Origin of the sequence: Brevundimonas sp. (assembly GCF_032107865.1) — a bacterium.
Classification (GTDB): domain Bacteria; phylum Pseudomonadota; class Alphaproteobacteria; order Caulobacterales; family Caulobacteraceae; genus Brevundimonas.
The window spans coordinates 1-227 of sequence record NZ_DAMCNG010000172.1; the positions used below are offsets into that span (position 1 = coordinate 1).

At 73.6% G+C, this 227-nt stretch carries 1 protein-coding gene; it reads right to left on the bottom strand.

The features are described 5' to 3' along the window. On the bottom strand, window positions 1-227 hold a 227-nt coding region (locus RT567_RS12805), incomplete at both ends, for a hypothetical protein (RefSeq protein ID WP_313576700.1).

Genomic DNA, 227 nt, shown 5'->3' on the forward strand with positions numbered 1-227 from the left:
AAGGCCTGCGCGGCTTCCTCTACACGGGGGCGGGGCAACAGGGCGTTGGGATCCACGCCCATGCGCCGGATGGCCGAGGTGACACGCCCGGCCAGGGCGTCGATCTCTTCGGGCGTGCCGATGGCGGCGTTCAGCTCCAGCGGAGCGGCAGGCTCGGCGGGCGCGGGTTCCGGCTGGACCAGATCGCGCCAGCTGAGGGCGTCGCCGATCCGCGTCGGTTCGGTGCG